We start from the raw sequence: 13,455 nt of genomic DNA, 5'->3' as shown, positions 1-13,455 counted from the left end.
GAGCAGTTAAGAATGGCGCGGATGACGCGTCCCCTTTTTTTTGGTATTCTTAGGTGAGGTTAATGAAGAAACCTAGCTATCGTACTTATTTCCTATATGTAATTAAAAAATAGTAACATAATTGCAACATCTTGAAGGGCGATCACGTCTGTAATGTTGCAAGGAAGGGGGAGCCTTAGTGGTAGAGCAGGGACTCATCAGAGCCGCTCAAACGGGCGATCGCGACGCTCTAATCACCCTATTGCGAGAAATAGAGACACACGTTTACAGGACAGCCTATTATATTTTGAATAATGAGCAGGATGCGTTGGATGCGGCGCAAGAAGCATTGATTCGGATTTATACCAAAATCGATTCTTATGAGGAAAAAGCCCAGTTCAAAACCTGGGTGCAACGGATTGTTACCAACATCTGCATCGATAAATTCCGCAGGAAGAAGCCAACCGTTTCCATTGAAGAGCATGAACTGGTTTTCCAGGGAAAGGAAAGCGTGGAACGTGAGGTCATGAGCGGATATTTGGCGCAGGATATCCGCGAAGCGATCGACCAGTTGCCTGAGCATCACCGGACGGTTGTAGTTTTGAGATATTTGCAGGATTTTTCTTATAACGAAATTGCGGATAGCCTGAATTTGCCGCTGAATACGGTGAAATCCTATTTATTCAGGGCGAGGCAGCAGCTTCAACACTTACTCCAAGATTATCAGAAAGGTGGTGTATCGGGATGAATTGCTCGGAGGCGGTGGAATGGATGCATCGTTATATCGATCATGATCTGGACGAAGAACAAAGTTCAGTTCTGTTTGAACATATGGAGGGCTGCCCGGAATGCGCGGAGAAATTTGCTCTGCTGCAGGAGCTTTCGGCCAAGCTGGAAGATCTTCCTAAAGTGACCCCTCCCTTTAGTCTTGTCGATGCGATTCTGCCTCAGTTGGATGAGATCGACAGAGCACGCCGGGAAGGCGGAGCCGGATTTGAGGTTCTTCCTGCTTCCATGGTCGCGGAAGGGACGGCGAGCGAGCTTAGCCGGAATGAACGGCGCCGGGAATCCGGCCAGCGGCGCGGGCGAATTTACCGGGCGGGTGCTCTTGGCGTGGCGGCTGCGGCCATTTTGGGCATATTCATTTATCAATACGAGCCGCAGAGCGTGCCTGAAGCCGAAATTACTTCCCAGACCGCGCAGGATAACAGCGCGAATGGCACCGCTTCGTCCATGAATGATTCCGGCGATAAAGCGAACGACGCGGGGGAAAGCGCTCCTTCGGAGCAAGCCGGTCGCGGTTCCGAGTCCGGTACGGGGCCGCAAGGAGACGGTTCCGCGCCGTCCGCTCAATTAGCACCTCCATCCTCGGAAACTCCGGTTCCTTCTTCCGGGGAATCCAAAGAGGCCGATTCGCAGCGAGGGGGCAAAGACGCCGCTCCTCCCCGGGAAACGGGGAATGCGGATGCTCCTAAGCAGAAGGCCCTTATCCCTCCGGCACGGAGTAAAGACGAAGGCACCGCGGACGGCACGAAGTCAGGCCAAGCCGGGAATAGCCAGCCCGCGGGCCAGCGGGGAGCAACGGATGGCAACGGTGAAGCGGCTAATCCGGATGAGGGCGTGGCCGATTCCATGATGGCCCAGGAGCTTCTTCCCCCGCAATCCGATTTAGATCAGGGCAAGATGTACGGGATTACCCAGGCTCCGCCGACGTCGGAATGGACCTCTTCGGACGGCAAGTATACGGCAGAGCTTCGCGATAACCGCTTGTATGTTTACCAGAATGTGGAAGGAGAACGTCAGCTTCTCACCGAGCAGTCTGTGGACGGCAAATGGTTGAGCGGAGAATGGTCAGATGACGGCAAAACATTTACCTTCGAAACGGAAAAAGATGGCGCTTCGTCCTCGCATCAGATTGAGCCGTCTCCGCAGGAGCCAACACCGGACAGCGGTTCAAACGGAAGCGAGCCCTAATCGCCAGAATCAAGAGAGATAAAATTTGACAAAATCCGCAACATGCTTTTTTTAACGGATAGTCACCTTTTCGGGAGATATGGAATAGGTTATATAGATAATAGAGAGCAAGATGAAGTGCCCCTGATCGTCGTATGACCGCCGGCGGGAAAGTTTCTAGAGCTTTTCCGCCCGCGTTTATATAGATGCTCCGGGACAAAGGGACCTTTCGCCGCGTGCAGAGGTCCCTTTGTTGCCTTATCGGCCTCTTGGACGAATCGGGATTTTCACAGTATCATAAGAAGGAGAACATGGATAATCATATGTTGAAGTAAGGGAGTTGCGGAAATGGATATTAAAGCCGCAGTCAAGCAATTGAAACAGGGGCAGGTCTCCCCTTTATACTTATGCTATGGCACGGAGAAATACCAGATTCAAGAGTTCGTCGCTCTTCTGGAAGAACAAGTGGTGGACCGAGAACAGCGAGATTTTTCGCTCGCTGCGTTTGATCTGGCGGAAACCCCCATTGAAGCGGTGATTGAAGAAGCGGAAACCTTGCCTTTCCTGGCAGAGCGCAAGCTGATCGTCGTCCGCGACTCCGCGCTTTTTACCGCGGCGGCCAAGGAGGGCGGGAAAGTTGAACATAAAGTGGAAGCTTTGCTGGACTACATGGACAACCCGGCGGAGCATAGCGTCATCGTCTTCGTGGCTCATCATGAGAAATTGGATGAGCGGAAAAAAATCGTCAAAGCGATAAAGTCGGCGGGGACCGTCCTTTCCTTTATGCCGCTGGGCGGGAACGAGCTGACCCTTTGGGTTGTGCGCGAGGTGGAGAAGCGCGGCTGCCGTATCGGCCGGGATGCCGCCGAGGCGTTGATCGCGGCCTGCGGCGTGCAGATGTCGGCGCTATCGGTCGAGGTGGACAAGCTTTGCTTGTATGCCGGAGCGAACGGCATGATCGATACTGCCGCCGTCGACCAACTCGTAGCCCGCACCACCGAGCAAAACGTATTCGCGATGGTGGAGCACATCGCCGGACTTAAACTGGAACGGGCACTAGGCATTTTCTATGAACTGCTCAAGCAGCGCGAGGAACCGATCAAAATTGCGGCGCTGATCGCCAGGCAGTTCCGGATCATGCTGCAGGTGAAGGATCTGGCGCGCCAGAGCTATTCCCAGCAACAGATTGCTTCCCAATTGGGACTGCACCCGTACGCGGTTAAAATTGCCGGAGAGCAGGCGCGAAAGTTCGAGCAGGCCCGTTTAAAGCAAATCCTTGCCGATTTGGCGCAGCTCGACTATCAGATGAAAAGCGGCGGCATTGACAAGGTGCTGGGGCTGGAGCTGTTTCTTTTGAAGCTGGGCGCAGCTTAGCAGATGTGCTGGTTCCGATGCGAAATGCAGTGTTGCAAAGTTACAAATCGAGCTGCGGGATTTGACGCACCGGCTAGCCGCACCCTCAAATTCCAACAGAAAGACCGGGCTGAAGAAGTTACGATAACTTCTTCAGCCCGGTCTTTCGCTACTTACTTCACCGCATAGATCCCTTCCTTGTACACCAAGCTATATACGATTCCTTTATCTTTATCGGCCTGCACAGTCTCATACACGTCATCCCGAACCAGGGGAACATTCCGGCCGTTCCGATCCACCTTGTAGATCCCCGGTTTATAACCTTTGGCCACATAATAAACATCGGAACCGCCGTTCACAATATAGGAAGCGGTGATTTGATCGCTAAGCTTGACTTCCTTTCCGAGCTTTATATCGTATCGGTAAAGAACGCCCATTCCCACAGGGGCATTACCTTCGTTCGCCAGGTAATAAATAAACCCGTCATGGAACGATACTTGAAAGACAGCTTTTTTCGCCACGGCCTGAGGGTTTTCTCCGTTCAGATCGCTTCGATAGAGGAACCCTGTCTGTGCATCGATATAATAAATCCGGTCATTCTTCACCCAAAAGTTTCTGGCGGGGGAGGTCAGCTTGACCTGGGTTTGGTCCGCCAGGGAAATTTTATATACGGCGCTTTGGTCCGTGGGATCCTCATTCTTGTAACCTAACGCATACAGGTATCCGTCTTTGAGGTGCAGTGTTTCATCGGACGAATAACCGATTCCACCGTCGCTGATATCCCGGTGAATTCCGTAAGCAAAACCGGGCTCGCCCAAGGGAACTTCTTTGCCTGTCATCATGTCCATGCGGTAGAGGTTATTCAGCGGGTCGCCTATGGACATAAAGTCAGTGTAATAAAGTTCTTTGCCCGATTTCACGAACTGAATGAGGCTCTTGGCGCCGAGCACTTCCTTTAGCGAACCTTTTTCCACCCTATATAAGGTATCGGAACCCATCGTGTTATCACCGGAATGCAGGTTTACGTATAGTTCGCCATCGATCAGCCGGATGTCACTTAGCCAACCATCCGACGGACGCCACGAGCCAAGCGAGCAGACTTTCCGGGATTGGTTCTTGGCAAAATGATAAGCATGGAGTTCCGCCGAATCCTTTACCGTTGAAACGTAATAGAGTTCGTCTCCGATGATTCTCGTCGTATTTAAAGAAGGCTTTCCGGGAAGTTGAACCTTCGTTTCTTTCTGATCGTCCGCTTTTCTGTAAAGCACATCCGTAATTTTGACATCGCCATAAATACTTTTGTAATAATAAATATAGTTTCCGTGTTTCGTGATCGGCGTGAGGTGTTTTGTATAAAGATTTACAGGCTTCCGGGAATCGGCCAGTTCCGCTTTGACCGCGTCCTTAACGGACAGCGTCCGGGCATGCTTCACATCCACGGGGGTGTCACCGATCACAACCAAGCCGTCCAGCCAACTGATCCGCTTCTCAAGCGCCACGGCGGCATCACGCAGTGGAAGAACGACCCGGCCGTTTATTTTTTGCGGCGGAACCTCCAATTCCACCGGTTTTTTGTTGACCAGCATCGTTTTGCTGTTCACTGTAAACTTGATGGATTTAGCCTTTGCGCTGTTGTTGATGAGCACGACGTCCGGCGTTTTCTGATTCCAGATCACATCCCACGTTCCCTCACCCCGCTTGCCGGATTGCCCGGCCAGATATCCCATCAGGCGAATGGGAACCAACACCCTGCCGTTCCTTTGCTCCACTTTATAATCTTCGTACAGGTCGGTCTTGTCCCCTTGAATAAACACCTTCCCTTGATAGTCGTAGGGGAGGATCACGCTTTGATAAAAGATGTCTTCCAAAGGTTTACTGCTGTTTTCTCCTTCGGCATAGGCCGGCAAGCCTTCGGCTCCCGCAAACAGGCACATGACCAGAAGCAAGGCGATAAATTGCTTTCTCATAAAAAATCCCCTCTCGCTAAAGCCCAAAATTTACCTTATGTAAAGTAGACGCTGTTATCAAACGGAAAGTTTCGGTCCGGCGTTAATCAAAGAGACCTGAACGGTATCGTTCAGGTCTCTTTGAGCTTAAGTTTATAAATAGCGACGCTTACGCTTGGGACGTAAGGGCGTTCAATTTTTTAGCCAAGCGGGATTTCTTACGGGCAGCTGCATTTTTGTGGATCAAACCTTTAGTAACGGCTTTGTCCAATTTTTTGGTTGCAGCGGCGAAAGCGGCTTTAGCTACTTCCACTTCGTTGTTCGCCAGAGCGGTGTCGGCTGTTTTAACAACCGTACGCAAAGCGGACTTTTGCGAAGCGTTCAGCGCGCGGCGCTTGTCACTAGTTTTCACACGTTTGATTGCGGATTTAATGTTTGGCATTGCATTCACCTCCTGTAAAGCATATATAAACCCAGATGATTCACAACTTAAAATATTTTATCATGCACCTCGTTAAAATGCAATCTATTCCTTAAAACAAAAGCTCCCCGTGCATAATCGCATTCTTATTCCCGCAAACTACAGGTAACTGAGGAAAAGGAGGTCTTCATTTTATGAATTTGGATCTGCGGGATTACTCCGTTCGCACCGATCTGGCCCTGGAATCGAAAGAAATGGCGGAAACGGCTTACGGCGGTCCGGTGCCGGGCCTGAACGAGCAGACCGAGGAACAGGACGGCATCCGAATAACCCGCCTGGATATTGCGAATGAAACGGCGTCCCGGCATATCGGAAAAATGATCGGCCATTATATCACGTTGGAAGTCCCGGAGCTGCGCAGTCAGGATACCGAGCTGCAGGAGCGGGTAGCCGCTGCGTTTGCCCAGGAATTTACCCATTTTCTATCCAAAATCCATATCGGAAAAAATGCCAAGGTGCTGATTGTCGGACTTGGCAACTGGAATGTTACGCCGGACGCGCTCGGCCCTTTGGTCGTGGAAAACGTGCTGGTAACGCGCCACTTTTTTGAGCTGACGCCGGATCAGGTGGCTCCGGGATATCGGGACGTGAGCGCCGTCGCTCCCGGCGTGTTGGGAATTACCGGAATCGAGTCGAGTGAAATCGTGCAGGGAATCGTCGACCGGACCAAGCCGGATCTGATCATCGCCATCGACGCCCTGGCTTCCCGGTCGCTCGAGCGGGTCAATACGACGATTCAAATCGCGGATATCGGCATTCATCCGGGGTCGGGGATCGGCAATAAGCGGCGGGGCATCACCCGGGAAGTCCTCGGCGTGCCGTGCATCGCGATCGGTGTGCCGACGGTGTGCTATGCCTCAACGATCGTCAACAATGCGTTCGACCTGATGAAAACGCATTTTAGCCAGGAGAGCGGAGGCGCAACGGGCCGGCAAGGGCAGACCCGGCAAATCATGGGACTGCTCTCGGAGCTGAGCGAAAACGAACGGCTTGGCCTGGTGAAAGAGGTGCTGCAGCCGCTCGGCCATGATCTGATCGTAACGCCGAAGGAAATCGATGAGTTCATTGAGGATATCGCCAACGTGATCGCCAGCGGGCTTAATATAGCTCTGCATGAAGCGGTGAATCCCGACAACGTCGCCGCTTACACGCATTAGTTCCTACCCTTCTATGAAGTTCGCAATCTAGCGGACTTCTTTTTTTTGTGAGAATTCCAGGTTCTAACCCCTCCGCTAGGTTCATAGATTTGGAGTATACAAGATCGAGCCACGGGAAGACCGGCTGGAGGAGGAAAGACTAAATGAAATTCAGAGCCTGGAATATCGGGAAAATGAAAAGAAACCTGCTGCATGTGCTGGCGATGGGCCAAACCTTTTTGTTGCTGTCGGTGCTGTCGGTCGTATTTTTTATTTTGCTGGGAACGTTGGGAATTGCCGAAAAGAACTTGAACACCTCGCCCGTTTCATCCATGAAAGGGCTGGCCGCCTCGCTGTCGAGCCGCTTCTTCATCGATATGGTCGGAATGGAGCTGCCGCATTCGGTCAACAAGGATCAGCCGCCCGCCTTTTCCGGCAGGCAAATGTCAGAGTTTGTGTTCCAGTTGCTGACGGACGTAAATCCGGCGGATCCGAAAAGCCTGGTCGCCCGGGAGGTGCCGGGGCTGGGGAAGGACAGTCCAATCCTGCTTCGCACCGGTTCCGGCAACACGACGGTGCAGGCGCCGGAGGATTACCGGCCGGGTACCGGGGGAAGCTCAGCGAACAATGGCGGTAAGGATTCGACGCCGGGGCAGCAACCGCCGGCGGAGAACCCGGGGAAGGATGCGTCCGGCTCCAAAGACATGGCGTCCGGCAACCACGGGCCCGGTCAGGAAGCCGGGCAGCCGGTCAAGCCGGGGTACAAAAACATTGTGATGATCTATCATTCCCATCCGCAAGAAGCCTATAACCCGCTCCTCGGAGCGAACGGAACCAATCCGAGCTCGACCGATAAGAACAAAAACGTCGGGCTGGTCGGGACCTTTTTGGCCAAGGAGCTGGAGCGAAAAGGCGTGGCTACGCTGCACTCTTTTGAGAACTACGCCGCTACCGTCAGCAATTACAATTACAATTATTCCTATAAATACTCCAGGGAGACCGTCAAAACGGCCATGGCGGAAAACGGCCAACTCCAGTATTTCATCGATATTCACCGGGACTCGCAGCGGCACGCCAAGACAACGACGACGATTGACGGCAAAAAGTACGCCCAGGTCTATTTCATCATCGGACACGCCAACGCGAATTGGAGAAAGAACGAGGCGTTTGCCAGTATGATCCATGACCGGCTGGAGCAAAATTATCCCGGCATCTCCCGGGGAATCTGGGGGAAGACGAGCTCTCAAGGCAACGGAGAGTACAATCAGTCCCTGTCCCCGCAGAGTATCCTGATCGAGGTTGGCGGGATCGACAACTCGGCCGAGGAACTGGAGCGCACGTCCAAATTGCTGGCCGGCATCATTGCCGATCTTTATTGGGAAGGCCAGGAAGTCAAAAAAGCCGGCGCCGTGGCCAAAGCGGAGTATCCGAAGAAATCGGAAAGGGCGAATAACGCGGCCCCTCAGGCGAATAAGAAATCCTAAGCGGCGGAAGGATGGGTTTCATGGCTAAACCGTTAAAAAAAGGAATGCTGTACGGCTTATTGCTGATCGCTGGAGTTACTTTTGGCATGCAGATGGCGGAGCCGGGGTCCGAGGTGAACGGATGGGTCCAAAACGGGGGGATGACTGCCGGGGGCGGGGGGGGGCAGCCTGGTGCCGCAGGCTGGCCACAGGGGACATGGCCCCAAAGCTCCGGTTATAACGGGAATACTCAAGTCCCCGGTTACGGAAATACAAGCGCCGGCAGCGGCGGAAATTATGGGGCAGGGGCGGGGACGTTGCCCGGGGGGACAGGTTCGTCCATGCCAGCAGCCGGAGGGATTCAGGGAACGCAAGCGGGGGATCGCGTTCTTGAGACGCCGGCCGATTTGCTGCTTCCCGCTCCTGAAGCCCCGGCGGTGGACCGCTTTGCGGATAAAGCGGCCCACCTGCTTCAGCAGGTTTCGCGCAAAAGCATTCACTGGTTTGCCTCCTGGTTCGGGCCTTCCCCGGAATAAGTTCGGGAATTCTGTCGAATTTCATTTATCCCTGGCACCTCCTTTGTTATAATGTTATGAGATAAATCTTCAAACAGTTATGGTATCCGGGGGTATTTTGAAGTTGAAGAAAATTACGATGCAGCAAATCGCCGATCATTTGGGCGTATCCAAATTTGTCGTTTCCAAAGCATTGTCGGGAAAAGGCGGGGTGAACGAAGTTACCAGAAACCGGGTCATCCAGGCAGCGTCCCAGCTTGGTTATTTCGCGCAGAAGAACGCCTATATCAAAAACCAGGCGCTTCCCCAGCAAACCGCTCCTACGCCGGGGAAGCAATCGGTCATCGTCCTGATGCCGAATATTCGTTTTCAGACGAAGGACTCACTCTATTGGGGGAAGATCCTGGAAGGCATTTCCACAGAGCTGGAAAGCCGGGGATTCGGCATGGTCATCGTGTCGGATTCCAGGATGGACCAGTTTATTCATGTGCTCAATCCGGACGGCATACTGGGAATGATCGGAGTCGGCCAGATCGATTCCGCTTTGTTGCTTGAGGTGCATCGGCTCGGCATATCGATGGTGCTGGTCGACCATGAGGACGCACTGATTCCGACGGATACCATTTTCGCCAATAATGGAGACAGCATGATGAGACTGTGCAATCATTTGATCGGGCTTGGACATAAAGAGCTTTATTTTCTTAGCAATTTGTCCTTTTCACGCAGTTTCCGGGACAGGTGGACAGGTTTCCGCGAAGCGATGGAGCTTAACGGTCTGAAGACGCAGCCGGCAAATGATCCTTTGCTGTGGTTGGAAGGCATTGATACTGGAGGATATCGAGAGGAATTGGCGGGGTGGTTGGAGATGAAGAAGAGGGAGCAAATGCTGCCTACGGCTCTGGTTTGCGCCAACGATTCTATTGCGGTTCAGACGATTTCCATTCTGCAGGAACTTGGGGTGTCCGTGCCAGAGCAAATCTCCGTAACGGGGTTCGACAATATTGATGATGCCTATCACAGCAATCCGGCGCTTACGACAGTTAATGTCCCCAAGGAAGCGATCGGGCGAAGAGCGGTAAAGAAGCTGATGGAGCGGATCGAACATCCGGATTTTAAGATTGAGAAAGTTCTGGTAACAGCAGAGCTGGTGCATCGCGGTTCTACGGCTGTACCGAAGAAATAGGCGGAGCAAGTCTTACTAAAAAACACCTTCAAGCAGAATCCGCTTGAAGGTGTTTTTAATAGATTCAACCAAATAGATAAGCTTACTTCAGGGACAAGTTACGGTTGATCAGTTCGATTCTTTGCTCGACGCAAGCGTAAGAGCGCATGGCGTCTTCCGGCGTGTTTATGACATAGTCCAGCAGGCGGTCCACCGTAGAAGTAGCGACATGGACGCGCGTATCGGAGGAAGCGTAGTAGATAAACACGTCGCCGCTGTCCGTCGCGATGACGCCGTTGCAGAACACGACGTTGGATACGTCTCCGACCCGTTCTTCGCCTTCCGGTGCAATCAGATGTCCGCCAGGACGGTGTGTGACTTCGTAAGGCTTCTCCAGGTCCGAAAGGAAAGCATAGAGTACATATCTGAGCCCGGCCGCCGTGTTGCGTACTCCGTGGGCGATGTGGAGCCATCCCCGGTCGGTTTTGATCGGAGCGGGGCCCTGGCCGTTCTTGACTTCCTTAATCGTATGGTAATAGCGCTCATCGATAATAATCTCCTTATCGATCACCGCGTTCTCGATCGATTCGGACAACCCCCAGCCGATGCCGCCGCCGGAGCCGGTATCGATGAAGCCGTCCTGCGGACGCGTATAGAACGCATATTTGCCGTCGACAAACTCGGGATGCAGAACGACGTTGCGTTGCTGTGCCGAGCCGGTTCTCAGATCGGCCAACCGTTCCCAGGTAACAAGGTCTTTGGTGCGGGCGATCCCGCACTGGGCGATGGCGCTGGAAAGATCGCCGCGCGGAGCGTCGGGATCCTTGCGTTCGGTGCAGAAGAGGCCGTAAATCCAGCCGTCTTCATGCTGGACGAGGCGCATATCATACACGTTCGTATCCGGCTCATCCGTCTCCGGCAGCACAACCGGCCGATTCCAGAAGCGGAAGCCGTCCACGCCGTTATCGCTCTCCGCTACGGCGAAGAAGGACTTCCGGTCAACCCCCTCGACCCGGGCCACCAGATAGAACTTGCCGTTCAGTTGAATTGCCCCGGGATTAAACACACCGTTCACGCCGAGCCGTTCGGAGAAATAAGGGTTCGTCTCCGGGTTGAAATCGTATTTCCAGACCAGCGGAGCATGCTCGGCCGTAAGCACCGGATATTTATGACGGTCATAAACTCCGTTTCCGTACGGGACAACCTCGTTTGGCCGTTGAATCAGCGTTTCGTAGCGTTCGGTGAGCTGTTTTTTTCTTTCTTCGAATAAGTTCATAATAATTCCCTCCATGATTTTGATTTCTTATTTGAACAACATTTGCTTTAAGGCAGACGCTCCAGCATTTCCATACAAGCCCGGCCATTGTGGTAAGGGCATTTCCATGGACTTACTTTCGGTTCATGCGGCAGCGGTTGACCATTCCGGTCGACGCCCCAGTGCCATTCGCCGCCCTCGCGATCCACGATGTAGTTCTGAATAAAATCCCAGGACGTAAGAGCGGCCCTTTGGAACTTATCGTCCTTTGTCATTTGATAGGCATTGTAGAAACCGACCATCGCTTCGGCTTGCGGCCACCAGTCTTTGTTCGCATCGGTCAACCCACCGGCATCCGCCTCGTTCCAAATTCCGCCGTCCTTGTCGATGCCTTTGGCATGTACGGCTTCCGCCATGGCGGAAGCCACGTCTTTGACTCTGCCCAACACTTCCGGATTGCCCAGCACCTCCGCCGCTTCGACAAGCAGCCAGCTCCCCTCGATGTCGTGACCATAGGAGATATGATCGCTTTTGACCTGCCAGGTCTCATCGAAGAACAGCCAAAAGTGGGCGCTGTCGGGATTAATGATGTGATCAAGTGTCACATCGATCAACCCGCGCAAGCTGCTCTCCAGCTCAGGGTCCTTCCAGACCCGATACAGGTTCGTGTATGCCTCAAGGACATGGAGATGGGTGTTCATGGACTTTTTCTCGTTTAAATCCTTGTCGCTGAGGCTGAGTTCCCCGGTAGGCTGCCAGTCGCGGGAGAGAGCCTCGAAATACCCCTTATACTCGTGGTCATAGCTGTGTTTTTCGAGCAAACGGTACAAGTCGATGGCCCAATCGAGCGCTTCCTGCCGGCCGTTCGCCCGGTAGTATTCGGCTAACGCGTAGATGGCGAAGGCCTGGCCGTAAACCTGCTTTTTATCCTGTGACGGCCGTCCCAAGTAATCGACCATCCAGTAAAGCCCGCCGTATTCCCGGTCCACAAAATGATCTCGTAGGTAATCATATGCCCGCCCGGCCATTTCAAGATAAGCCGGATCGGGGTACAGACGATAGGCGGAGGAATACGTCCACAAAATCCGGGCGTTCAGCACCAGACCTTTGTCGGCTTGGCGGTTCACCCGGAGTTGATGGTCGATCTCTCCGATAAACCCGCCGTGTTCGGTGTCGATCGTGTGATCGATCCAGTATTGCAAAATGTTGTCCTGCAGCTCACGCCGGAGCTGCTCTTTCCAAATTTTAGCATCCATAATGGAATTTCCTCCTATGCTTTGGTTACCGCCAGCTTGGCGGAAAAAGCGGCCTTAATCACCTCGGCGGCCTCTTTGCCGTAAACGCAATAACCGTCATGGACCGCCGTTTCTTCGCGGGCGTATAGCTTGGCGGGCCAATCCCACAGCATGAAGCCGCTCACCCAGTCGCGTTCTCCGCATTTTTGGAACATCGTGCGGTAATATTCCGCTTGTTCGCTATGATTGATATCGCCCTGATGCATCCAGTCGTTTGGCATCGCGGCGGAACCCGTGCGGTTCGGACAGCCGGCCTCCATAAACAAGAAGGGTTTTCCGAAGCGCTTTACAACGCTTTCAATGCGATCCAGTTGACGATCCCAGTCATCGATCGGGTAATATCCGCTGGAGCTGATAAGATCCAAATCGTCCCACCATGTCACGTTGTCTTCCTGGTATTTGTCGCAGTTGTAGGTAACCAGCCCGCCGTAAATCTTTCTGACGTCGGAAATCAGTTTCCGCCATTCGCTCTCCCGCCGATCGGTCTGGACCATTTCGCAGCCGATGCAAAACATTTCGCAGCCGGTGTCCTCGGCGATTTTTGCATAGTGCAGAATGAACTCCCCGTAAGAAGCAAACCAATCCGACCATTTGGGCTCACAGGGAACATCCTTGTCGAAGAAATTGATATGTGCGCGCCATGTCCCGTCCGCACAGTTCACGATCGGCTTCAGGCAAACTTGAAGGCCCAGGGACTTGGCTTTCCGGATCGCCCAGTGCACTTCCTCATCGGTTACGGTAGGCTCTTCCCAGTAAGGGATTTCCGTGGAAAAGGCGGTTGCCTGAAACGCGGAGACGGCGAGTGTCGCCCAATTGACTCCGGTCGTTTCGACCATCGTTTCCATGGAGTAACCGGCCGCCTCATTGCCCCAGGTACCTCTTTCTCCCATAAAGCCCCATGTCATTCCGGCAGCATA

The 13,455-nt window shown here is 53.2% G+C and carries 12 protein-coding genes; 7 read left to right on the top strand and 5 right to left on the bottom strand.

What is annotated here, in order from left to right; translation table 11 throughout:
• Window positions 1–178: 178 nt before the first annotated feature.
• The 3 genes from V4U84_RS13450 (at window position 179) to holA (ending at window position 3,306) form a co-directional block, all read left to right on the top strand.
• Window positions 179–727 carry an RNA polymerase sigma factor gene (locus V4U84_RS13450; protein WP_334072004.1) on the top strand — a complete coding sequence of 183 codons (549 nt, stop codon included), beginning with the start codon at window positions 179–181 and terminating at the stop codon, window positions 725–727.
• On the top strand, window positions 724–1,953 hold the full coding sequence (locus V4U84_RS13445; protein WP_334077291.1) for an anti-sigma factor family protein: 1,230 nt from the start codon (window positions 724–726) through the stop codon (window positions 1,951–1,953). Before V4U84_RS13450 ends, V4U84_RS13445 begins: the two co-directional genes overlap by 4 nt.
• A gap of 327 nt (window positions 1,954–2,280) precedes the next feature.
• Window positions 2,281–3,306, top strand: coding sequence for a DNA polymerase III subunit delta (gene holA, locus V4U84_RS13440; RefSeq protein ID WP_334072002.1), 1,026 nt, complete (start codon window positions 2,281–2,283; stop codon window positions 3,304–3,306).
• Window positions 3,307–3,458: 152 nt separating this feature from the next.
• Here holA and V4U84_RS13435 read toward each other — a convergent pair whose 3' ends face one another.
• Together V4U84_RS13435 and rpsT are read right to left on the bottom strand one after the other, a co-directional pair.
• Window positions 3,459–5,252 (bottom strand): DUF5050 domain-containing protein, encoded by a 1,794-nt coding sequence (locus V4U84_RS13435; protein ID WP_334077290.1) that lies wholly within the window; start codon window positions 5,250–5,252, stop codon window positions 3,459–3,461.
• Window positions 5,253–5,400: 148 nt separating this feature from the next.
• On the bottom strand, window positions 5,401–5,673 hold the full coding sequence (rpsT, locus tag V4U84_RS13430) for a 30S ribosomal protein S20 (protein WP_334072000.1): 273 nt from the start codon (window positions 5,671–5,673) through the stop codon (window positions 5,401–5,403).
• Between the two features lie 173 nt (window positions 5,674–5,846).
• Here rpsT and gpr point away from each other — a divergent pair, with 173 nt between their 5' ends.
• The 4 genes from gpr (at window position 5,847) to V4U84_RS13410 (ending at window position 10,009) form a co-directional block, all read left to right on the top strand.
• A complete protein-coding gene (gene gpr / locus V4U84_RS13425) occupies window positions 5,847–6,869 on the top strand; it encodes a GPR endopeptidase (RefSeq protein ID WP_334071999.1) in 1,023 nt (340 codons plus the stop codon).
• Between the two features lie 143 nt (window positions 6,870–7,012).
• Window positions 7,013–8,332: a stage II sporulation protein P gene (locus V4U84_RS13420; protein WP_334077289.1), complete on the top strand. Its 1,320-nt coding sequence runs from the start codon at window positions 7,013–7,015 to the stop codon at window positions 8,330–8,332.
• Between the two features lie 20 nt (window positions 8,333–8,352).
• Window positions 8,353–8,847 carry a hypothetical protein gene (locus tag V4U84_RS13415; RefSeq protein WP_334071997.1) on the top strand — a complete coding sequence of 165 codons (495 nt, stop codon included), beginning with the start codon at window positions 8,353–8,355 and terminating at the stop codon, window positions 8,845–8,847.
• Window positions 8,848–8,950: 103 nt separating this feature from the next.
• A complete protein-coding gene (locus V4U84_RS13410; protein ID WP_334072078.1) occupies window positions 8,951–10,009 on the top strand; it encodes a LacI family DNA-binding transcriptional regulator in 1,059 nt (352 codons plus the stop codon).
• 82 nt (window positions 10,010–10,091) lie between these two features.
• On the opposite strand, the gene V4U84_RS13405 is transcribed toward V4U84_RS13410, so the two are convergent.
• Genes V4U84_RS13405 through V4U84_RS13395 form a run of 3 tightly spaced genes read right to left on the bottom strand, consistent with a single transcriptional unit; the run spans window position 10,092 to window position 13,443 of the window.
• On the bottom strand, window positions 10,092–11,264 hold the full coding sequence (locus V4U84_RS13405; protein ID WP_334071996.1) for a glycoside hydrolase family 130 protein: 1,173 nt from the start codon (window positions 11,262–11,264) through the stop codon (window positions 10,092–10,094).
• A gap of 47 nt (window positions 11,265–11,311) precedes the next feature.
• On the bottom strand, window positions 11,312–12,499 hold the full coding sequence (locus V4U84_RS13400; RefSeq protein WP_334071995.1) for an AGE family epimerase/isomerase: 1,188 nt from the start codon (window positions 12,497–12,499) through the stop codon (window positions 11,312–11,314).
• Window positions 12,500–12,513: 14 nt separating this feature from the next.
• Complete coding sequence (locus V4U84_RS13395) at window positions 12,514–13,443, bottom strand: glycoside hydrolase family 113 (RefSeq protein ID WP_416367249.1); 930 nt, start codon at window positions 13,441–13,443, stop codon at window positions 12,514–12,516.
• Window positions 13,444–13,455 lie beyond the last annotated feature (12 nt).

This window comes from Paenibacillus sanfengchensis (genome assembly GCF_036864765.1).
Classification (GTDB): Bacteria; Bacillota; Bacilli; order Paenibacillales; family Paenibacillaceae; genus Fontibacillus; species Fontibacillus sanfengchensis.
Note: the sequence above shows the minus strand (reverse complement) of the source record. Positions and strands in the feature narration are given on the sequence as shown.